Origin of the sequence: Aliiglaciecola sp. 3_MG-2023 (genome assembly GCF_030548205.1) — a bacterium.
Classification (GTDB): domain Bacteria; phylum Pseudomonadota; class Gammaproteobacteria; order Enterobacterales; family Alteromonadaceae; genus Aliiglaciecola.
The window spans coordinates 19,866-40,220 of the sequence record NZ_JAUORV010000019.1 but is presented as its reverse complement, the minus strand read 5'-3'; the positions used below and the strand labels follow the sequence as shown (position 1 = coordinate 40,220).

Annotated in this window: 20 protein-coding genes; 12 read left to right on the top strand and 8 right to left on the bottom strand. The window is 41.9% G+C overall.

Annotated elements, in window-relative coordinates:
- The first annotated feature begins 127 nt into the window (after positions 1-127).
- The 5 genes from accD (at position 128) to purF (ending at position 5,080) form a co-directional block, all read left to right on the top strand.
- Positions 128-976, top strand: a complete 849-nt coding sequence (gene accD, locus Q4574_RS18545; protein WP_303476407.1) for an acetyl-CoA carboxylase, carboxyltransferase subunit beta — start codon at positions 128-130, stop codon at positions 974-976.
- On the top strand, positions 976-2,247 hold the full coding sequence (gene folC, locus Q4574_RS18540; RefSeq protein WP_303476405.1) for a bifunctional tetrahydrofolate synthase/dihydrofolate synthase: 1,272 nt from the start codon (positions 976-978) through the stop codon (positions 2,245-2,247). The genes accD and folC overlap by 1 nt, the downstream gene beginning before the upstream one ends.
- Positions 2,248-2,295: 48 nt before the next feature.
- Positions 2,296-2,976: a cell division protein DedD gene (gene dedD, locus Q4574_RS18535; RefSeq protein ID WP_303476404.1), complete on the top strand. Its 681-nt coding sequence runs from the start codon at positions 2,296-2,298 to the stop codon at positions 2,974-2,976.
- Positions 2,977-3,052: 76 nt separating this feature from the next.
- Entirely contained in the window at positions 3,053-3,544 is a 492-nt protein-coding gene (locus tag Q4574_RS18530; RefSeq protein ID WP_216050228.1) for a CvpA family protein, read from the top strand.
- Between the two features lie 9 nt (positions 3,545-3,553).
- Positions 3,554-5,080: an amidophosphoribosyltransferase gene (gene purF, locus Q4574_RS18525; RefSeq protein ID WP_303476402.1), complete on the top strand. Its 1,527-nt coding sequence runs from the start codon at positions 3,554-3,556 to the stop codon at positions 5,078-5,080.
- Positions 5,081-5,215: 135 nt separating this feature from the next.
- Here purF and rnt read toward each other — a convergent pair whose 3' ends face one another.
- Complete coding sequence (rnt, locus tag Q4574_RS18520; RefSeq protein WP_303476399.1) at positions 5,216-5,842, bottom strand: ribonuclease T; 627 nt, start codon at positions 5,840-5,842, stop codon at positions 5,216-5,218.
- Between the two features lie 204 nt (positions 5,843-6,046).
- On the opposite strand from rnt, the gene Q4574_RS18515 reads away from it, so the two are divergent.
- Positions 6,047-6,910, top strand: coding sequence for an OmpA family protein (locus tag Q4574_RS18515; protein WP_303476396.1), 864 nt, complete (start codon positions 6,047-6,049; stop codon positions 6,908-6,910).
- A gap of 54 nt (positions 6,911-6,964) precedes the next feature.
- On the opposite strand, the gene glpQ is transcribed toward Q4574_RS18515, so the two are convergent.
- On the bottom strand, positions 6,965-7,969 hold the full coding sequence (gene glpQ / locus Q4574_RS18510) for a glycerophosphodiester phosphodiesterase (RefSeq protein ID WP_303476395.1): 1,005 nt from the start codon (positions 7,967-7,969) through the stop codon (positions 6,965-6,967).
- A gap of 78 nt (positions 7,970-8,047) precedes the next feature.
- Positions 8,048-8,941: a LysR family transcriptional regulator gene (locus tag Q4574_RS18505; RefSeq protein WP_303476392.1), complete on the bottom strand. Its 894-nt coding sequence runs from the start codon at positions 8,939-8,941 to the stop codon at positions 8,048-8,050.
- A 126-nt stretch (positions 8,942-9,067) separates the two neighbouring features.
- Here Q4574_RS18505 and Q4574_RS18500 point away from each other — a divergent pair, with 126 nt between their 5' ends.
- Positions 9,068-10,054 (top strand): zinc-dependent alcohol dehydrogenase family protein, encoded by a 987-nt coding sequence (locus Q4574_RS18500; protein WP_303476390.1) that lies wholly within the window; start codon positions 9,068-9,070, stop codon positions 10,052-10,054.
- Between the two features lie 148 nt (positions 10,055-10,202).
- On the opposite strand, the gene Q4574_RS18495 is transcribed toward Q4574_RS18500, so the two are convergent.
- Positions 10,203-11,114 carry a LysR family transcriptional regulator gene (locus tag Q4574_RS18495; protein ID WP_303476388.1) on the bottom strand — a complete coding sequence of 304 codons (912 nt, stop codon included), beginning with the start codon at positions 11,112-11,114 and terminating at the stop codon, positions 10,203-10,205.
- A 171-nt stretch (positions 11,115-11,285) separates the two neighbouring features.
- Between Q4574_RS18495 and Q4574_RS18490 the strand changes: the two genes are divergently transcribed.
- Genes Q4574_RS18490 through Q4574_RS18480 form a run of 3 tightly spaced genes read left to right on the top strand, consistent with a single transcriptional unit; the run spans position 11,286 to position 14,131 of the window.
- On the top strand, positions 11,286-12,407 hold the full coding sequence (locus Q4574_RS18490; RefSeq protein ID WP_303476383.1) for an MFS transporter: 1,122 nt from the start codon (positions 11,286-11,288) through the stop codon (positions 12,405-12,407).
- A gap of 37 nt (positions 12,408-12,444) precedes the next feature.
- Positions 12,445-13,626: an MFS transporter gene (locus Q4574_RS18485; RefSeq protein ID WP_303476380.1), complete on the top strand. Its 1,182-nt coding sequence runs from the start codon at positions 12,445-12,447 to the stop codon at positions 13,624-13,626.
- Entirely contained in the window at positions 13,595-14,131 is a 537-nt protein-coding gene (locus tag Q4574_RS18480) for a redoxin domain-containing protein (RefSeq protein WP_303476378.1), read from the top strand. The genes Q4574_RS18485 and Q4574_RS18480 overlap by 32 nt, the downstream gene beginning before the upstream one ends.
- A gap of 79 nt (positions 14,132-14,210) precedes the next feature.
- Here the strand turns inward: Q4574_RS18480 and Q4574_RS18475 are convergent, their stop codons facing one another.
- Positions 14,211-15,611: a M20/M25/M40 family metallo-hydrolase gene (locus Q4574_RS18475; RefSeq protein WP_303476376.1), complete on the bottom strand. Its 1,401-nt coding sequence runs from the start codon at positions 15,609-15,611 to the stop codon at positions 14,211-14,213.
- 493 nt (positions 15,612-16,104) lie between these two features.
- On the opposite strand from Q4574_RS18475, the gene Q4574_RS18470 reads away from it, so the two are divergent.
- Both Q4574_RS18470 and Q4574_RS18465 read left to right on the top strand, forming a co-directional pair.
- Entirely contained in the window at positions 16,105-16,536 is a 432-nt protein-coding gene (locus tag Q4574_RS18470) for a hypothetical protein (protein ID WP_303476373.1), read from the top strand.
- Between the two features lie 16 nt (positions 16,537-16,552).
- A complete protein-coding gene (locus Q4574_RS18465) occupies positions 16,553-17,224 on the top strand; it encodes a hypothetical protein (RefSeq protein WP_303476370.1) in 672 nt (223 codons plus the stop codon).
- A gap of 74 nt (positions 17,225-17,298) precedes the next feature.
- Here the strand turns inward: Q4574_RS18465 and Q4574_RS18460 are convergent, their stop codons facing one another.
- The 3 genes from Q4574_RS18460 to Q4574_RS18450 all read right to left on the bottom strand — a co-directional run bounded on the left by Q4574_RS18460 (position 17,299) and on the right by Q4574_RS18450 (position 20,299).
- Complete coding sequence (locus Q4574_RS18460) at positions 17,299-18,318, bottom strand: serine hydrolase (RefSeq protein ID WP_303476368.1); 1,020 nt, start codon at positions 18,316-18,318, stop codon at positions 17,299-17,301.
- Between the two features lie 55 nt (positions 18,319-18,373).
- The gene (locus tag Q4574_RS18455) at positions 18,374-19,054 is read right to left on the bottom strand and encodes a DUF4386 domain-containing protein (protein ID WP_303476365.1); all 681 of its coding nucleotides are present in this window, start codon (positions 19,052-19,054) and stop codon (positions 18,374-18,376) included.
- 87 nt (positions 19,055-19,141) lie between these two features.
- On the bottom strand, positions 19,142-20,299 hold the full coding sequence (locus Q4574_RS18450) for a helix-turn-helix transcriptional regulator (protein ID WP_303476363.1): 1,158 nt from the start codon (positions 20,297-20,299) through the stop codon (positions 19,142-19,144).
- Positions 20,300-20,355: the final 56 nt, after the last annotated feature.

The window sequence follows — 20,355 nt, the reverse complement described above, 5'->3', positions numbered from 1 at the left end:
AAACTATGTTTTAATGGCGAGAATAGATATTTTACGTCGATAAGCTGTCGATAAAGCGATATTAATCATGATTTTGGCGAAAATAGCAGCATATAAAGCGCAAATTTTTGCAATTAGGATGAATTGAATGAGTTGGATACAAAAAATATTACCGCGGACCCAGTCTTCTATTAAAAGCAATGTGCCTGAGGGGATTTGGACAAAATGTGGATCTTGTGGAGCGGTGTTATATAAAACCGAATTAGAGAAGCAGCTTGAAGTCTGTCCAAAATGTGATCATCACATGCGTATTACCGCTCGTGCGAGAATTAACGCTTTTCTTGATCAGGCTGACCGCAAAGAAATTGGTGACGACTTAGAGCCTCAAGATGTCTTGAAATTTAAAGATTCTAAGCGTTATAAAGATCGCCTACTTGCCGCCCAAAAAGCAACCAAAGAAAAAGATGCGTTGATTGTGATGCAAGGTAAACTGAAAGGCATGCCTGTTGTGTGTGCAGCATTTGAGTTTTCATTTATGGGTGGTTCCATGGCATCTGTAGTTGGTGCCAGATTTGTGAAAGCGGTAGAAGCTTGTTTAGAACATAATATGCCATTGGTGTGTTATTCCTCAAGTGGTGGAGCTCGGATGCAAGAAGCGCTGTTTTCATTGATGCAAATGGCCAAGACTAGTGCAGCCTTAGCTCGTATGAGTAAAAAGGGGTTACCTTATATTTCGGTTTTAACCGATCCGACTATGGGTGGTGTTTCAGCCAGTTTGGCGATGTTAGGAGACATTAATATTGCTGAGCCTAAAGCTTTGATTGGTTTTGCCGGACCACGAGTGATAGAACAGACGGTGCGAGAAACCTTACCCGAGGGTTTCCAGCGCAGTGAATTCTTGGTGGAAAAAGGTGCAATCGATATGATTGTTGACCGTCGCCAAATGCGCGATACCGTTCATAGCTTACTGAAAAAGCTACATTCACAGCCCCATTAATGACAGATAACATATCGTCAGAAGACCAGCACAAACCTAGTTTGTCCTGGTCTCTCTCTACATGGCTGGAATATTTACAAGGGATCCATAGCAAATCAATCGATATGGGTCTTTCCCGCAGCCAACAAATCTATGCGCGATTAAAATTAGATTTTTCGAACAGTACGGTGATAACTGTTGCTGGAACAAATGGTAAGGGCACTACTTGCCGAATGATAGAAATGGGTCTACTGATTCAGCAACAAAGTGTTGCAGTTTATAGTTCTCCTCATATCATTGACTATACCGAGCGCGTGCGTATCAATGGTCAAATGTTGAGTGAACAAGCGCATGTAAATGCGTTTATGCAAGTCGAACGCGCTCGCGGTGATGTATCCTTGACTTATTTCGAATTTGCCACCTTAGCAGGGCTGGTATTAATTGCTAACCATCAACCTAATTTTGTGGTGTTGGAGGTGGGTTTAGGTGGGCGACTAGACGCGGTAAATATAGTTGATCCTAATATCGCAGTCATAACGAGTATTGCCCTAGACCATCAAGACTATTTAGGGGATACCCGCGAACTCATTGCAACGGAAAAGTCGGGTATAATGCGCGATAATATCCCCGTGGTCATTGGCGAACCCGATCCGCCGATAACCCTTTTTACGGCTGTTGAAAAGCGGCAAGCTCAGCCATACTGGCAAGGTAAAGAGTTTGGCTACAAAGATTGTGAAACCAATTGGTGTTGGTACAACGGTGATAACCAGTTCAGTGATTTAACACTACCATTAATTCCTATGCAGAACGCGTCAACTGCACTGCAAGTATTAAGCGTGTTAGGACATTTACCTTCTAATCAAGACAAGCTAAAAGAGTTAATCGACCAATCCACGCTACCTGGCCGTTTTGAGGTAATAAGTCACAATCCTAAAATAGTCTTAGATGTTGCCCATAACCCCCAAGCTACGGAGTTGTTGGCATCCAGAATAGAACGACTGGAATACCAGCAATTGCATTTGGTCGTCGCTATGTTAGAAGATAAAGATATTGCTGGAAGCTTATTGCCACTTGTATCCATGAATGCCAATTGGTATGTTGCTTCTCTCAATGTGCCGCGAGGTGCGAAGAGTAAACAACTAAAAACAGTGCTCACTGACTCACAAAAAGTGGTAGAATTTGAAAGTGTTTCTGATGCGCTTCATGAAGCCAAGAAAAATGCAAAACATGATGATTTAATTATTGTGTTCGGTTCATTTTTTACCGTGAGTGAAGTAATACAAGCATCTTGATACAATTTAAATGAATGACCTTGGCATGGGTTTAATAGAGGAAACGTCTTGTCTTCAGCACTTCAAAACCGATTGGTTGGCACCATTATAGTCGTAGCACTAGCAGTGATTTTTCTGCCCGATTTGCTTGATGGTGAAAAGCAAACTAGCCAAGACCAATTTGAGTCGATCCCCGAACAACCTAAAATGAGTAACGTCAGTAACACTGAAGAATTTCCTGTCGAGCAAGTAAAACAAGAAGTTTCTCGAAAAGTTGAAATAGTACCGGACGTGGCCACAGATGATTTTGAAATTGATCAGGTTGAACAAAATGATGATCCGTCATCGACAGTAAAACAACAAGATGTTGTGAGTAACACAACGTCTGAAAATACAGATGCGAATAAGAACACATCTAGGGAAATTGATCGTCCCGTAGAAGACAAAGTCGAAATAAATAACAACGCCCAATCCAATCCCAGTCAAATTGACAGTCGACTGCTTGCAAAAGCCGGATGGGTTGTTCAACTTGGTGTATTTCGTCACCAAAAAAATGTCAGTGAATTATTAAGTACACTCCGAAAAGCGGGCTATCAAGCATTCAGCCGACCGGTGCAAACGAGTTCCGGTGAACTCACTAAAGTGTTTGTTGGACCTGAGTTAAACAAACAAAAACTGCAAAATGCGCTTCCCCAGCTGAGGGAATTAACTAAGTTGCAAGGGCGAGTCACACCATTCACAGTAAAATGAATACTAGAAATAAATACTATCTCTGATAGAATGCGCGCGATTTTAACGAACCAACAATTAATATGACCGGGTCATTATGAATTGGATAGATTTCACCATCATTGGCGTTATCGCTGTCTCCACCATTATAAGTTTGGTACGGGGATTCATTAAAGAAGCTATCTCTTTAGCTATTTGGTTCGCCGCTTTTTTTATTGCTAGCCAATTTTACGAATACCTTGCTGTTTACATGACTAAGTTTGATGATCAAATGGTCAGGAATGGCGTTTCCATAGCGATTTTGTTTGCCAGTACGCTAATTTTAGGTGGGCTGATAAATTATTTAATTGCGCGCTTAGTACAATTTACCGGATTGACCGGCACGGATAGAGCCCTAGGTTCAGTGTTTGGCATTATTCGTGGCATTCTCATTGTTAGCGCAGCCTTGTTCTTCTTAGATACTTTTACGACTGCTTCCGAATCCTCTTGGTGGATAGAGTCGGTATTAGTGCCTGAATTCACTCCTATTATTGAGTGGTTTTTTAGTTTTATACAAAATAACTCCAGTTTTTTAACGCCGAATAAGTAGGTAAATTGCATGTGTGGTATTGTCGGAATTGTTGGAAAGAGTGCAGTAAATCAAGCACTTTATGACGCGTTAACTGTGCTTCAGCACCGTGGGCAAGATGCCGCAGGGATCATGACTGTTGATGATAAGATGTTCCATCTTCGAAAGGCCAATGGTTTGGTGCGAGATGTGTTTCATAACCGCCATATGCAGCGATTAACGGGGCAGTTTGGCATTGGCCATGTGCGTTACCCTACGGCTGGCTCTTCAAGCTCTGCAGAGGCGCAACCCTTTTACGTTAACTCACCATTTGGAATCGCCTTTGCCCATAATGGGAATTTGACCAATGCCCATGATTTACAAGATGAGGTATTTCGAATTGCTAGACGGCATATTAATACCACCTCTGATTCAGAATTATTACTAAATATCTTTGCCCACGAGTTACAACAAAGTGCAGGATTAACCCTAACCCCAGAAGATGTTTTCACCACTATTGCTAATGTACATAAGAAAATTCGCGGAGCCTATGCTGTAGTTGCCGCTATTATCGGCAATGGTATGGTTGCATTTCGAGACCCATATGGCATACGTCCACTTGCATTAGGGAAGCGTAAGACCGAGCAGGGCGATGAATATATGGTTGCCTCTGAAAGTGTAGCTTTAGATGCAGTTGGTTTCACCTTTATTCGTGATGTTGCGCCTGGTGAAGCAATCTACGTAACCGAAGAAGGGGAATTGTTTACAAAACAATGTGCTCAAAACCCTAAAAATGTTCCCTGTATTTTTGAATTTGTGTATTTTGCTCGTCCTGATTCATTTATCGATGGCATTTCCGTATATGCTTCTAGGGTCAATATGGGGAAAAAACTAGGGCAAAAAATAGCTAAAGAATGGGCTGATTTAGACATTGACGTAGTAATCCCTATTCCTGAAACCTCTTCTGATGTAGCGTTACAGATAGCCATTGAACTCGATTTGCCGTATCGACAAGGGTATGTGAAAAATCGCTATATCGGTCGTACATTTATCATGCCTGGGCAAACCTTGCGACGTAAGTCTGTGCGCCGAAAATTGAATGCGATCAAATCTGAGTTTAAAGGTAAAAATGTGCTTTTAGTCGATGATTCAATTGTTCGCGGTACTACCTCTGAGCAGATCATCGAAATGGCTCGTGAGTCAGGGGCTAAAAAGGTGTATTTTGCCTCAGCTGCGCCAGAAATCCGCTTTCCAAATGTCTATGGTATTGATATGCCCAGTGCCAATGAGTTAATTGCATATGGACGTGATATCGACGAAATTAGCGAGTTAATTAAAGCTGATGGCCTTATTTTCCAAGATATTCAAGATCTTGTTGAAGCCGTAAGTGCCGAGAACACCGCTATCACTGGCTTCGAAACATCAGTATTTGACGGTGACTACATTACCGGTGATATCGACCAGGTGTATCTAGAAAGAGTCGATGGAGCCCGTTCTGAAGGGGCGAAAAAGTCGATGATTCAAACAGAGTTGAGTAACTTGGAAATGCACAACCTTGATTCCGATTCTGATGAGTAATGCATATTAGCTAGGGCAGGGTATCCCTTCCAGTATTAGATTCGTTTAGGTGAGGCTTCGGCCTCACTTTTGTTTTATCGCCTTAAAAACCTCTACTGCTTGCCAACTAAGTCAAATTTATATGGTTAATATCGCTCACTCAATGGGCCATCCACCCAGGGCTTTCCACTTATTAACCATATAACAAAATAGTTCCGCTGTTTTCTTTGTGTCGTAAAGCGCCGAGTGGGCTTCACGCTGATCAAATTCAATTTTTGCCGCTTCACAAGCTTTTACAAGCACCGTCTGACCTAGGGTTAAACCCGCTAAGCTAGTGGTATCGAATGATACAAATGGATGGAAAGGAGTGCGTTTAATATTACACCGTTCAATTGCGGCGTTGACAAAGCCTTGGTCGAACGCAGCATTATGAGCAACAATTACAGAACGTTGGCAATCTGCTGCTTTTTGTTCTTTACGAATTTCTTTACATAAATTTTTAATTGCTTCTGTTTCGTCAATAGCGCCCCGTAAAGCACATTGGGGATCGATACCATTAAAGTCTAAGGCGGCTTGTTCGAGGTTGGCCCCTGCAAACGGATTAATATGATAGTGGAAGGTTTTATCTATCTCTATCTCTCCACTGGCTGTCATTTTCAATGTGACTGCGGCTAACTCTAACAAAGCGTCAGTTTGTGCATTGAATCCAGCTGTTTCTACATCAATGACGACTGGGAAGTACCCTCTAAATCGTTGGTTCAACAGGTGAATTGGCGCAGACATGATAACCTTACTAATTGACAAAATAGCTTGCTATTATGTCAACCTTTACAGCCTTGTACCAGTTCAGTTGTGAATATGTTGGTAAGCATTTGCATTCGTTAGTAGTAGTTGGTTATTATCTATACACATTAGGGGATTAAACTTTTTGATTCAAATGTCGATACCTACTATGAATAAACCCCATTTACTGGATTTGTGTTTGATATGAAAACCTGCGCGATTTTTTTGGGCTTAACCCTAAGCTTTGCTAGTCAGGCTAGCTTGCGACACTATGCTGCACCTATTGAGGATTCTCAGTGGCAGGTCAGTCAAAAAAGTCGCTTACAATGTACTTTAAGTCATCAGCTACCAGGTTACGGCGAGGCGGCTTTTTATAGCTCAGCATCGAAACAGCTAAATATGGAGTTTGAGCTGCAGATGTTACGATTGCCAAACACCTATTCGGTGGCGTCTGTCTATTCTGTGCCTCCCAAATGGATGCCAGGGCAAATGCAACGAAAAATTGCACAAATGCCCATTCGTAAACAATACAACAGTGATCTACCGCAAAAAGCGGCGTGGACAATGTTATCCGAATTAGAAAAAGGCTTTTGGCCAACCCTTTATTATCAAGATTGGTACAGTGATTTTGATCGTATAGCCGTGGGGTTGAATGCCAGTAACTTCGCAAAACCTTACATTGAATTTGCTGAGTGCGTAGCCAATTTATTACCCTTTGCATTTGAAGATATTGCTTACACTGTATTGAGTTACAACAGTAACAGTACAGATCTAACCAAATATTCTAAGAAGCGTTTGCAGATGATAGGGGATTACCTCAAAGAAGATACTGATCTTGAGTTGGTATTGTTAGACGGGTATTCAGATAGTTATGGCGGTCGTTGGAATAACGAACAGCTGTCCATTCGTCGAGGGGAAGAAATAAAAGCGTATTTCACAGAGATGGGTGTTGATCCTGATCGCATAGAGGTCACCGGACACGGCGAACGTCGTCATGCGGCCACCAACACTAATAAGATGTCTCGCGCTAAGAACAGACGCGTTGTTATTCGAATGGCCAAACCTTAATTTACACAGCTCGCAGGGCCTTGTTGGTTTTGCGAGCTATTTCCCGAGAATAATTTAGCCTTTTGGCTTTACCTCATTTACCTGCTTATCGATATAGCTTTTTACCTCATCGGTAAAGTCGGTAAATAATCCATCTACTTTTAACTGTTCAAATAAAATCTCTAGGGTTTGTTGGGATGAATACTCTTTTGGTAGCTCGTCTTTTCTAAATGTATAAGGGTGAACGAGCAAACCTGCCTTGTGAGCATTGGCTACTAAAGTTGTGGGTCTGTTATGTTGAAAATTGAATACTTGTGGTATCCATGGCCCAATGCCTTGGGCGACCTTAGCAATAGCTTTAAGGCCTTCGCTGGTTTTTAAGTAATCATAGTCAGACTCAGATTCCTGCCAACTGTTCTCCGCAATAAGTTGAATGAGTTTTACCTTTGCCTGCAATTCAGTGCTAAGTCGTTGGGTTTCTGCAAAGTCAAAACACTGTACGTAAACATGGCTGTCTTGGTTATCTAAACCGTGTTTACGTAGAATATTGAGTGTTATTTGGCTAAGGTCGGCACCATTTTTTTGGTGCCAACGGGGAGATTTAATTTCCACATAGAGGCCAACGTTTCGTTTAAATTGACGATTAAGTTGTTGAATTAAATTAATTTGTTGTTCAAATGTGGCGATCTTGAATGGTGACTGTCCATGATAACGTTGGGGGTAAACCTGTTCGCCTTTTTGGGTTGTACGTTCATGTACATTTAAGGTTTGCAATTCTTCTAGGGTGAAGTCAAACGCATAATATCGACCATCAGTCCGATGACGCTTAGGAAAGACTTGTTCGACGTTGGTCACGGTTTCCAAGTGAATATCATGCAATACCACCGGGATTAAGTCTTTACTTAAGACCAAATCTTGTTCTATAAAGTCCGCCCCTTGGGAAAATGCGAGGACGGCGGCTTCTATGGTATGCTCTGGTAAATACCCAGAAGCTCCGCGGTGGGCGATAATCGTTGGCTTAGCATAAAGTTGCGTACCAAACAGGCACAACCACATTAACAACGGAAATTTGTACGACATACCTTCCTACCTCTGTTTCATTTGCACAAATAATTATGTCAACAATAACACTCACATATGAAGGTTCAGTGAATATTGTCACAAATCCCAATAAGGAATATCACCAAAATACGCTGTAAAATAGTCAATAAATACGCGTACTTTTGGCGCTAGTAGTCGTGAACTCGGAAAAACCGCCCATATGTCTGTTTCTGATAATAGCGGGTAATTGGATAAGACAGGAACAAGGGTTTTCTCTTTTAAATGTTGGTAAACGCTCCATGTGGAAGCAACGGTAATGCCTAATCCATTTACACTGGCGTCCCTTGTGGCCTCACCATTATCAGTAGTAAACCTGCTAATCACTTTAATCGTTTGAGTAGTACCGTCAGTTTGGAAATGCCAGTTATCTAAACCGACCAAGGTAATACAACTGTGCGCTTGCAAATCATCGGGAGTCGCTGGCGCACCATACTCGGCAATGTAATCGGGTGATGCACAGACGATCCGTTTATCTGTCGCTAATTTCTTGGCAATCAGGCTAGAGTCTTTTAATGAGGCGTCTCTAATTGCAATATCAAAGCCGCCTTCAACCAGATCGACTATGCTATCGGAAAGTCGAAGATCAATATCTATATCTGGGTAGTGTTTGAGAAAGCCGGCCAGAGCAGGCACTAGATGCATACGTCCAAATGAAGCGGGTGCGGTAATTCGCAACCTTCCCTGGGGAGTCACTTTGCCAATGCCCACGGATGCCATAGCCGATTCCACACTCATCAATACGTTTTCAGCATGGGGTAAAAAGGTTCTACCTTCTTCTGTTAATGATACTTTGCGAGTTGTTCTGTGGATCAGCCGAGTGCCTAAACTTTCTTCAAGTTTACTGATGTAGTTGCTCGATACTGCAGGGGATAGGTGAAGTTCATTACCTGCGGCACTGATATTGTTCAATGCCGCTATGCGTACAAATAATTTCAAATGATCTAAATTCATGTTCATGGCTCTCCTTCATTGTATATTATTATCAACAAAATATAGAAAGTCATTCAATAAATTTCTCTATTATCAATTTAATGTTGTTTGAATATACTTGTTTCATCAATCAATAAGGAGTCGAACATGAAAGCAATGATTATTAAAGCCTATGGTGGCAGCGATGTATTTGAAGCGGCAGAGGTTGCTAAACCTGCTGTAAAATCTGGACATGTACTAGTTAAAATTGCAGCCACCAGTGTTAATACTGTCGACACTATGCTGCGTGAATTAGGGGCTGAATTCCCCATTGCGCCACCACTTCCTGCAATTTTAGGAATGGATTTTGCCGGTACAGTGGAAGCTGTAGGTGAGGGGGTTACCGAATACCAAGTGGGTGACGAGGTTTATGGGTGTGCAGGTGGCTTGGCGGATTTACCCGGTACCTTAGCGGAATACATTGTTGCAGATGCTAATTTAATCGCACCTAAAGCGAAAAACATTTCAATGAGAGAGGCTGCTGCCATTCCATTGTGCGGGATCACCGCTTACGAAGGCCTCAAACGAGCCGGCGTTAAAGCCCAACAGTCTGTATTGGTGCATGGTGGTTCAGGCGGCGTAGGACATATTGCCTTACAATTAGCAAACTATTTTGGCGCTAAGGTATTTTCTACTGGCGGCGGAGAAGCACAATTAAACTTAATCGAAAAACTGGGTGCGACAGCCATAAATTATAAAACAGAAAAAGTGGAAGATTACGTTGCTAAGCACACAAACAATGCAGGTTTTGACGTGGTATTTGACTCTGTTGGCGGGGCGAATTTATCCAACTCGTTTAAAGCGGCAGCGTTAAATGGGCAAGTATCTACTACTGTGTCTATGCTTGAAATCGACTTAACGGAAGCGCATTTCAAAGGGTTGTCCTTGCATGTGGTATTTATGCTCATTCCAATGTTACACAACTATAAGCGCGCTGAGCACAGTCAGATTCTTAAACAATTAACTAAAATTATCGAAGCTGGAAAATTAACTCCTGTATTAGATGAAAATCATTATAGTCTTGAACAAGTGAGTCAAGCTCACGACCGATTAGCCAGTGGTAAAGGCTTAGGTAAAGTCGTCATCGAAATCTAATATACAGCTAATACTGATTCAGGCTAGATGTTCCTAGCCTGAATTCATCTTATGTCTATTATGGCTGCTCTTTTATGACTGTCATGGTTTCTTTGCTTTACATGCTTTTTGAAAGCGAGATTCGATTTAGTCAAATTTGCAGGTAGGGTTAAAGCGTCATGCTGCGTTGAATTTCGTTTTTGGCGTTTAACGCAACCGTTAAGAAGGCGTGGGTGGTGGCGCTATTGTCGTTTTGTTTAAATTGGATTTGTAACGGAATTTGCGTCTCGACATTGTCCAATGCAATAAAATGACAGCCCTGACTATACAATTTGCTTACGCAAAAAGGAGCAATTGCCACGCCTAAACCGGCAGCCACTTCAGTGACTAAGGTTTGCATATGCCTCGGTTGACTAATGATGTTCGGTGAGAATCCTGCTTGTTTACAAAGTATGATGGTTTCATCAAAAAGTCCAAGGGCTTCTTCACGATTAAAAATAATAAATTGTTCGCTTTTTAACCTAGCGAGATCAGTGTGTTTTTGGCTTGCAAGTGGATGGCTTTGATTTACCACGGCCACCAGTTTATCAATATAAATATCGTGACTAATAAATTCGTCAGCAATAGGGGTCGGCAAGGGTCTTGAAAACGCAATATCGATTTTATCTTGCTTTAGAGCTTCAATTTGTTCCGTTGCGGTCATTTCAAATAGAGCGATGTGGACGTGGGGAAACTGAGATCTATAGGTTCGGATCAGGCTGGCCATAAAAGACAAGCATGCTGAACTTAAATGGGCAATATTCAAGGTTCCCACAGTACCACTGTGGGCACGTTTTACCTTTTGCTTAGCTTGCTCAGTTAAGGCGAGAATCCCTAAAGCATCATCAAGTAATTGTTCACCCGCTGGGGTAATCGCAACATCTCTAGAGTTGCGGTTAAATAATGTGACAGCAAGTTCTTCCTCCAACGCGGATATATGACGACTTATCGCTGGTTGAACAGTGTGTAACTCGCGGGCAGCTTCTGAAAAGCTCTTATGTTTAGCGACTGAAACAAAACTCTTTAATATTTTGATATCCATGACGAAGTCCAATGTTAGAATCTATACAAATTTGGTATCGATTCAATTAAATAATATCATTTTTGTTATTAATAGATAAGTCTTATGCTGTGTCTATGTTTTATTTACTTAACGACACATATGACCCATTCAGATTCTACACCCGTGTTAAGCCCTTTAATGTTATTACTTATGACAACTGCCATTGCGGCTAGTGCGGCGAACCTGTATTACAACCAACCTATTTTGCCGTTAATTGCCAACGAGTTTCATTTAAATGATTCGCAATTAGGCAGTATTCCAGCACTCACGCAATTTGGTTATGCCTTTGCACTCTTGTTTATCTCACCCTTGGGTGATTCGGTAGTGCGGCGGCAACTTATAGGTCTCTTATCCTGTTTGTTAGTGGTTGCTTGTTCAGTCGCCGTTTTTGCGCCAAATCTGCCAATACTGATGCTGGCAGTCTTTTTAATTGGTGTGAGCGCAAATATTACTCAGCAGCTAATTCCGTTTGCTGCATCAATGGTGTCTATTGAAAACAAAGGTGCCACCCTTGGCACTTTAATGATGGGGTTAACCATTGGTATTTTGCTCTCAAGAACCTTAAGTGGGTTTGTTGCAGAACAGTTTGGCTGGCGCAGTGTGTTTATTATGTCTGCGTTAATCGCCGCCTTCCTTGGGATCTTGTTATGGATATGTTTACCCTCCAATAAACCACAGGCTTCGTTACGTTACTTGCCCCTGTTAAAGAGCACCTTAGTGTTGTTTGCCCGACATCGATCGCTGCGACTATTTACATTTTCCGGTGCATTTTGGTTTGCCGCATTTAATGTTTTGTGGGCAACACTGGCAATTTATGTGAGTGACGCGCCTTTTCATTACAACGCCCAACAAGCCGGCCTCTTTGGTCTGATTGCATTAGCGGGCGTCATTGGTGCTAAGGCTTCGGGTAAATGGGTGAATAAACTCGGCGCTAAAACTTTAATAATGGTGGTGTTAGGGCTAGCTGCGTTAGGGTTTGCCATAACAGGGCTATTTGCCGGAAATCTAGTGTCCTTGATAGTGGGAATTATACTAATCGACTTTGCTGTTTTTAGTGCACAAGTGGCTAATCAGGTGCGGGTCTTTAGCATCGATAACAGCGCCCAAAGTCGTATCAATGGTATTTACATGCTCGGTTACTATCTTGGTGGGGCGCTAGGCTCAATAGCAGGTCTTACCGCTTACTCTCTATATCAATGGCCTGGGGTGGTGGTGGTGAGTATTCTCTTCATTATCATCAGTGCATTTTTTAACGCCTTGGCCAAACACTAAATAACATTTCTTTTTTATCAATTTAAGGGACTTTTTCATGAACAAACTTAACAGTGCCGGTGGCTACACCTTACTTTGTATTGCCTGTTTAACGATTATGGTAGGGGCTGTCGTTGCCCCAGGTTTAGTCAGTATCTCGGCTGGCTTGGGCGTGACAGACAATGCTATTTTGTTGGTCACTTTACCCGCATTAGGCGCGTTAGTCTTTGCTCCCCTAGCTGGCAAACTAATTGACAAATATGGCGCATATCAATTGCTTATTATTGGCTTATTCTTATATGGGGTTGTGGGGGCAAGCGTCTATTGGTTGCATGGTCCGTTATGGGTATTGTTCAATCGATTCGTTTTAGGCGGCGTGACTTCAGTAGTGATGGCAGGCTGTACGGTGCTAATTTCCCAATGGTATTTTGGCGAACAGCGGTTAAAAATGATTGCTAAACAGGGCATGGCGATCGAACTGGGCGGGGTGGTATTTCTATTTATTGGAGGCTTACTCGCGGCGCAACACTGGGCATTACCCCTTTCGCTTTATCTCGTTGCTTGGGTATTTCTAGCCATGCTCTTGGTCTTCGTACCCCGCCAAAATCCCGTTGAAAAAGAAGTGGAAACCCAACATGAACATGCGACTTTGCAAAAGGGAATTTCACTCAAAAGTGTGTATCTAATTGCTATGCTTGCAATGGTATTGTTTTTCACCTCTATAGTTTTGCTGCCCAGTTATATGTATGGACAAGATTACGACGAACAGCAAATAGGAGGTTTGTTGGCCTTCATTTCATTAATGGCGGTAGTTGCGGCGCACTTCCTGCCTAAGGTATGTAAACTTTTTGGCGAGCAGAAAGTGTTAGCTCTAGCATTTATTGGTTTCGGGGTAGCTTATCTTTTCTTCTTACAAACAGGCACTATTAGTTTAGTGGTAGGGGCGATTTTTATCGGCATTGGGTTTGGCTTTAGTATTCCATTGCTAAACCACATGACAGTAGAGCGAAGCGAAGTAAAAGTGCGTGGTCGCAATTTATCATTTTTTACCATGGCGGTGTTTCTAGGGCAGTTTTTAACCTCATTTGTAGAATACATACCTGGCGGCATAAGCAATATATTTATCAGCTGTGTTGTTCTATGCACGGGTATAGCCCTCACACTATTTATTCAATCTATAAAACTCACTAACTATCAAAGAGATCAAAATGACAAACTTAGTAAAACTCATTCCCGGTAGTCCTTTTCCATCTATTAATGCAGCGCTTCTAGATGGCTCCACGGTTAATCTAGGACAAGCTCACTCAGGGGCCGATTGGCAAATGCTGGTAGTGTATCGGGGAAAACATTGTCCTTTATGTGTACGCTACCTCAATTTATTGGAGGAGCACAAAGAGGCGTTAAATGCCATCGGTGTGAGTGTCACAGCCGTATCAGCAGATTCAAAAGAACAACTTAGTCAAAACATGGAAGTGCTAAATGTGACTTATCCCATCGCTTACGGGCTAAGTGTTGAGCAAATGCAGCAATTAGGGTTGTACATATCAGCCCCACGTTCTGAAAAAGAAACCGATCATGATTTTTCAGAGCCTGCGCTTTTTGTCATTAACGAAGTGGGAGTATTACAGGGGGTAAATATTGCCAATACGCCTTTTTTACGCCCAGAGTTAGATGTAGTTGTAAGGGGGTTAACCTTTGTTCGTAATCAAACTGGTTACCCCATCCGCGGTACACAAACCTACTAAATTTGCATGCTTAAACCCTAATCCCAGCTAATTAAAGGATTAGGGCTTTTCAGTCTTCGCGTCAGTTGCTGGCGCTAGCTTATGGTTTTAACTCAACCTCTGAGTCGGCAATTAAATAAATAGTAGCGGCATAAGCAGCAATATTTTGCGCTAGAGCGTCAGGCTCAATTTTATCTAAGGTGTCGTCTGGCGTATGGTGTAAATCAAAGTAGTCTTGTCCGTCTTGATTTAAACGAATTGTGGGTACGCCTTTGGCGGCCATTGGAATAATGTCGGGGCCACCTCCTGGTGCATCTGAACGGCCTCTAACGATACCTAGAGGGGATAAAATTCTGCCTATTTCATCCATTAACACTGTGGCTTTTGGATTAACGTTAGATCCCAATTGCCATACTTTTTGTGCTCCAAAATCTGACTCTGTGGCCAGAACATGATTACTCAAATTTGCTTCATGTTTTTTGGTGTAAGCAAATGCGCCTAACAGGCCTACCTCTTCAGCACCAAACATGACCACTCGGATAGTACGTTTAGGGCGCTTAGGCAATTTTGCAATCAATGCAGCCGCTGCAGTGGTAATCGCAACACCAGCACCGTCGTCTACAGCTCCAGTACCCAGATCCCAGCTATCTAAATGGCCACCGATAAGTACGATCTCTTCAGGTTTCTCGCTACCAATCAAATCTAACACAACATTCCCGCTGCTAACTTCACCTTTCCAGTCAGACTCAGAATGAAGGGAAATACTTAGGGGTTTATCCAAATTATGTAAACGGCGAAGATGATCCGCATCTGGGTTAGAAATTGCAATAACAGGAATACTTGCCCATTTGTCTCCATCTTTACTCATCATGCCTGTATGGGGAAATCGATGTGAATCTGAACCCACGGAACGCACCACTAACGCATCTGCACCGCCACGTTGCGCATGTTGCCATCCCACTCTGCGACGATGGTTCGCTTGTCCGTAACCTGCGCCCACCTGACTTTTCACCATAATATCGCCATCAACAAAAGCGATTTTACCTTTGAGCTCTCCTTCTTCTACCTCCATTAGAGCGTGAATATCTCTAAAATAAACCACGGGTGCATCAATATCTTGTTTTGATGGTGCCGCCCCACCTAATGCTGTGCCGTATAATTCTTGATTGTAGGGGGAAGTAAGGGATATGTGTAAATTTCCCCGCTCCCAGAACGGCATCGTAAATTCTTCCACACGAACCTTATCAAACCCTAAGCGTTGTCCCAATTTTTCTCCCCAACCTCTAGCTCGCTTTTCAGCTTCTGAACCCGCTAGGCGAGGGCCAATTTCAGTCGTCAATGACGTGACTATGTCCATGCCAAGATCACTTTTCAGTGCGGTTTGCATCAGTTGTTCGGCAGTTTGCTTCTGTTCAGCGCTAACAATGGCTTCTGCGGCCAGCAATTGAACGCTAAAAAAGCTCAATATTGTGCCAAGGACAAGGCGTTTACGAAGGTGCATGGTTTCTCCATTCATTATTATAAGTGCTTAAGTTAGTTATCGTTTTGGTAATATTTTGGTGAGCGTTTAGGGTTAAACGCAATTGGAAAATAACAATCGTCTGAACATCTTAACTAAAACACTATCTAAATTCGATACGCTAAGTAAAATTTCGTCGGCTAACCTATAGTTAATGTGCAACTTTATGTTGCCATTAGTCTTATTTTTAAGCTCAAAGAGGCGGGAATCATACTTGCCGCTCTTGCCGTTTTTTCCTGTCATTGCCGATATTGTCTTAACCTCGGCAATAATTTGCCTAATTGCTGATAATACCCCATTGAAAATCAGCTTAAGGGGTTAGCTCGCAGCCTAATGGCGCAATTCCTGTTAGTTAACCTGTATCAGCCTAAATCAAAAACAGTACCTTTGGCATAGTCATTGCTGCTCAAACTCATCAAGCTAAATAAGCCGATAATTAGTGGTGATTAGCACTAAATTGACTAATGGGAATGTAATGGAAATAAATAATAATAGTCAGCTGAGCTCTATCTATCAAAGCAGTAAAAACCAAGGTGCAGATACCACTCATTCTAACCAGTTATCTAACAATCACAGCTCAGCAGATAAAGTAACACTGAGCCAGGCGGGTCTAATTGCAGAAACAAAATTTCAGGAAGTCGCTGACCAGTATGATCCGACTAATATGTCATATAACGAATTAACGCGTATGTCGTCAGAGTTACAATTAGACGGGTTAATCACCTCACAAGAGGGATTAGCAATGAGAGCGCCTCCAAGCCGAGATTTCGATGCCGATGAAAAATATGACGTTTTAGCCTTGGCAAGAAAGTCGGTGGAGTTTGATCAGTCTATTGGCACGGCACAAAATAAAGATGCACAGCTAAGAGCCAATGTACTTGATGTTTTAGAGCGTTTACAAAGTTAAAATTGTCGAGGTTAAAATGGACGTCTCCAATCGTATTTTTAAAACTCACTCACAAAACCTACTGCAACCCAATCAATCGAAAGGAAACAATGGCTTTTCGGAATTATTAGCCGCTTATCAACAAAATCATCAGGTTCAAAAGGTAGAAAAGCCCGCTACGAATGCGATTTTCAGCATGAATACCTCCCAAGGAGACCAACAAGAAATCAATCTAGATGAGTATCTTACGCCTGGAGCGCAACCTAGTCCGGTGAATTTAAAGGACATACCCTTATTACTGCCAACAGCGCACAACATTGATACCTTATCCAAATACTCGCAAAACGAGTTTAAAGCATTGTTAGCACAATATGGCATACCCTCACCACCTGCAAGTATAGAATTCAACACTCAGGGACAGTTAGTTTTACCGGCTGATTATGCGTATTCGACACAGTTGACGCAGGCGTTTACAGAAAACCCCAAAGTTGAAAATGCACTGCGCACAACAGCCGCTATTGCTAGTCATTATGCTGGTATTATGGAAGGACAGCCTTTTCGCGATGAAATGTCGACAGCAAGAAATCAAGCTGATAGAGATAGAATAGTGGAGAAATACAGCTATTTATTTGACGATAACCGCCCAGCAATACAGATTGTTTTAAGCTTTTTAGGCGATGGCAGTATGTTATTAGGTGAAAAATCATAGGTGATAAAGCTTTGCGGGGCTGTGGCGGGAATGAGGTAATTAAATCTTACCAATACCTAGTCAAACAATTCATTTTATTGGCTCCGTAAGATACTCATAATTCGGTCATATATGATGCCTGTAAGTATCACTCTATCTTCACCGGTCGTGTTGGTAAATTGAATGACAACGGTATCAATATCCCTATGGTATCGGGCTATACTAGAATAGCCGAGCACCCAACCTGTATGGTTATATTCATAAAGTGAAGCATAAATTTTGCGTTCTGCTTCGGTAAACACACTTCCATCATTTAGGGCTCTTAAAAAGATCCCTACATCTTGTGCACTGGCTACGTAACCTTGGTCGAGGTGTTTTAAGTCTTCGTCATAGCCTACATAATATCCGCTCATGAGCTCATTTGTATCGATCTGGTGAATTGAAAAGAAAGTTCGGTTTAAGCCCAATGGTAAAAGAATTTCATTGTTAATGAAGCGGGAGTAAGGATAACCCAAGGTTTCGGTCATTATTTTTTGTAGCAACAAATAATTTGAATTGGAGTAGGCGTAATCAGTACCGGGTGGGAAGTCCGCAGGTTTGTCTAATACTAAACTCAATACGTCAAGGGAGTTTGATGCCCAATCAAAGCCTTCCTGATCGGTGAAGTTAGGAATACCACTGCGGTGCTCTACCAACATGCGTAGGGTAATTTTATTTGCATATTCGATACGTTCAGCTAATTGAGGCAAATAGTCTGCAAGACTTTGGTCCAGTTTGAGCTGATTGGACGCGACTAGTTTAGCGATTGCCGCCGCTTCATATAATTTTCCAATACTGGCAATTTTAAATAGAGCATTGCCATATGCCGGTATTTTTTCTTGTCTATTATGCCAACCACTTGCATACAACCGAGCTGGTTTATTGGCCTCATCCACATAGACAATGATTCCGTCTATACCTTGTGACGTTGCTTCATGAACTTGTTGCTCAATGGAGTTAGGTACAGGCTTTAAATAATACAGCCCATATTCCCAAGGCGCGAACAAATAAATACTTGTTGTTGTCAGGAAACAAGCGAGTAAAACCTTAAGTGTGATCTTCTTCCATTTTTTCATGGGCACTCTTAGCCTAAAGCAAAACACGGCAATCAAAATATAGCGTTAATGTCATTCACTTCTCGTGTGTTTGTGGTAGTTCACTTAAATGAAAACCTTTAAAAAACAACCATAATGGTAGAAGTAGTTCAAATAAAGCACCAGGAATATACAACAAGCCACCGCCAATATTAATGGCGAAAAAATCAGCGCTGACTTTTAGCAACAATAACAAATACCCGACAAGGCCTAAAGCGGATAATAACCTTGGGACTAAACGGTGTTGATAAAAGGTAACACAAAGCATAAAGCCGCAAAGAGCTAGGGGGATCATGCCAAGTTGAAAACTAACATAACGTTGCTGTTTTAGAACATCAGCCATAACACTTAAATAGTCAACAGTGGGGGCCATGGCTGTTACCATTTCTTTGCTAATGGCTATTAAAGAAAATAGCGCTAATGCGCCAATAAGTAGCATAACCGCTTCGATGATCCTAAAGCTAACATAGGTCAAAGCGATTCGCTGACTAAGAGGTTTAATGATGGGAAATATAACGGTGGCTATAGCCACTACAGCGGCAGAGTTAACAAACTCCAATAGGGCGGCTACGGTCAAAAGGTTTCTATTCGGGTACAGATAAAGGATAAAATCAGGTGCACTAAATAGCGTCGAAATGATATGACTCGCCGTCATGTAAGCGCCTGTTGATATAATAAATAACGCGCCCACCAGACGAGCAGCGAACAAGTTTGACATATGAATTTTCCTCTAGGTGATTTTTGATGATAGGGAAAGTTTCAAGGATTTCGAGACTAACGTCGTCCAAATGGGCCCATTCGTTCATTATTCTTTCGCAGTATTATGATTATTCATGAGCATGCGATAGGCCGACGGGGTTACGCCTTCGGTTTTTTTAAAGGCAGAATTAAACGTCGAGCGAGAGTTAAAGCCCGACTCCAGCGAGATATCAATAATTGATAAGGTTGTTGTAGTTAACAGTCTTTTTGCTTCTTCTACACGATAATTGTTAATGAACGAGAAAAAATTAATCTGTAAATGCTGGGATAGGGTCTCGGAAATATGATTTTGAGATATGCCAATGGCTTCAGATAATCGGTGAAGGCTCAGTTCATTTTCACAAAATAAGCGTTCCCCTTGCATCACTTTGTGGAGTTTTACTGCAATTCTCTTCATTCTATCATCGTCTAATGCGGCGGCTCGAGGTTGCAAATCACTGTCTTTTGATTTGTCTGTTTCTGACAATAAAGGTTGATTAAGTGATAAGTGAGCAAACGCCAAAAGCAATAGTAAATTTAGCATTGGAATAACGACACCCGATCCAATCCAGCTTACGCCAATAAAATTCAATATATATTCAATGGTGTAAAGCACCCAAACACTACCCCATAAAAGTAGAATTGTGCGTAACCAATCCAGTGATTTTTTTTCGATAACCGAAAACCTCTTCATGAGCTGAACTTTGTGGTTGTTAAGAAGCCGGTAGGTTGCGCTAAAATACAATAGCGTGGAGATTAAAAAGGTAAGGGTAGAGAGTAAGCAAGTTAGAAGAGCAAACTTGTAGAGTTCAGCATCTCGGGTGAGTGGATCCGCAAGAGAAAGTTTTTGTTCGGTGGTCAGCCCTAAGGCGAAAGGGAGCAATACTAAAATACCCAGTACGGGACCAATACTAGCTGTAAGCATAGATTTCGTGCTTAACACATTTGAGCGGGTCATCATGGAACGCGCGTAAAAATAAAATGCGGGACCAATCAATGTCGCTAAGGGGAATTGTAATCCTACTAGATTGGGGAAATACCGATACCCACCTGACACCACAAGTAAATCACCAAATGTATGAATAGAGAGAAATATCAGTACCCCGGTTAGATAGTAAGTGTGTTTTTGCCCGCCCTTAGCACTCAACAAAGACTGGGCAATAGCAAGGCCTGCAATGCCAAGTTGAAATGAAAAGATTATTGTTGGTAACACTTTCACAATCATTTGAGATGCTTTACTCGTTTTTTTAGGTTAGGGTTTCGATTTTGTTAGCCTGTATT

Excerpts from the sequence above, each read along its gene's own strand:
- Q4574_RS18465 (WP_303476370.1), top strand. The coding sequence starts at position 16,553 with ATGGACGTCTCCAATCGTATTTTTAAAACTCACTCACAAAACCTACTG.
- Q4574_RS18490 (WP_303476383.1), top strand. The coding sequence starts at position 11,286 with ATGACAACTGCCATTGCGGCTAGTGCGGCGAACCTGTATTACAACCAA.
- Q4574_RS18450 (WP_303476363.1), bottom strand. The coding sequence starts at position 20,299 with ATGATTGTGAAAGTGTTACCAACAATAATCTTTTCATTTCAACTTGGC.
- Q4574_RS18475 (WP_303476376.1), bottom strand. The coding sequence starts at position 15,611 with ATGCACCTTCGTAAACGCCTTGTCCTTGGCACAATATTGAGCTTTTTT.
- folC (WP_303476405.1), top strand. The coding sequence starts at position 976 with ATGACAGATAACATATCGTCAGAAGACCAGCACAAACCTAGTTTGTCC.
- Q4574_RS18495 (WP_303476388.1), bottom strand. The coding sequence starts at position 11,114 with ATGGATATCAAAATATTAAAGAGTTTTGTTTCAGTCGCTAAACATAAG.
- glpQ (WP_303476395.1), bottom strand. The coding sequence starts at position 7,969 with ATGTCGTACAAATTTCCGTTGTTAATGTGGTTGTGCCTGTTTGGTACG.
- purF (WP_303476402.1), top strand. The coding sequence starts at position 3,554 with ATGTGTGGTATTGTCGGAATTGTTGGAAAGAGTGCAGTAAATCAAGCA.
- accD (WP_303476407.1), top strand. The coding sequence starts at position 128 with ATGAGTTGGATACAAAAAATATTACCGCGGACCCAGTCTTCTATTAAA.
- Q4574_RS18530 (WP_216050228.1), top strand. The coding sequence starts at position 3,053 with ATGAATTGGATAGATTTCACCATCATTGGCGTTATCGCTGTCTCCACC.
- Q4574_RS18485 (WP_303476380.1), top strand. The coding sequence starts at position 12,445 with ATGAACAAACTTAACAGTGCCGGTGGCTACACCTTACTTTGTATTGCC.
- Q4574_RS18470 (WP_303476373.1), top strand. The coding sequence starts at position 16,105 with ATGGAAATAAATAATAATAGTCAGCTGAGCTCTATCTATCAAAGCAGT.
- Q4574_RS18455 (WP_303476365.1), bottom strand. The coding sequence starts at position 19,054 with ATGTCAAACTTGTTCGCTGCTCGTCTGGTGGGCGCGTTATTTATTATA.
- Q4574_RS18505 (WP_303476392.1), bottom strand. The coding sequence starts at position 8,941 with ATGAATTTAGATCATTTGAAATTATTTGTACGCATAGCGGCATTGAAC.
- Q4574_RS18460 (WP_303476368.1), bottom strand. The coding sequence starts at position 18,318 with ATGAAAAAATGGAAGAAGATCACACTTAAGGTTTTACTCGCTTGTTTC.
- rnt (WP_303476399.1), bottom strand. The coding sequence starts at position 5,842 with ATGTCTGCGCCAATTCACCTGTTGAACCAACGATTTAGAGGGTACTTC.
- Q4574_RS18515 (WP_303476396.1), top strand. The coding sequence starts at position 6,047 with ATGAAAACCTGCGCGATTTTTTTGGGCTTAACCCTAAGCTTTGCTAGT.
- Q4574_RS18500 (WP_303476390.1), top strand. The coding sequence starts at position 9,068 with ATGAAAGCAATGATTATTAAAGCCTATGGTGGCAGCGATGTATTTGAA.
- Q4574_RS18480 (WP_303476378.1), top strand. The coding sequence starts at position 13,595 with ATGACAAACTTAGTAAAACTCATTCCCGGTAGTCCTTTTCCATCTATT.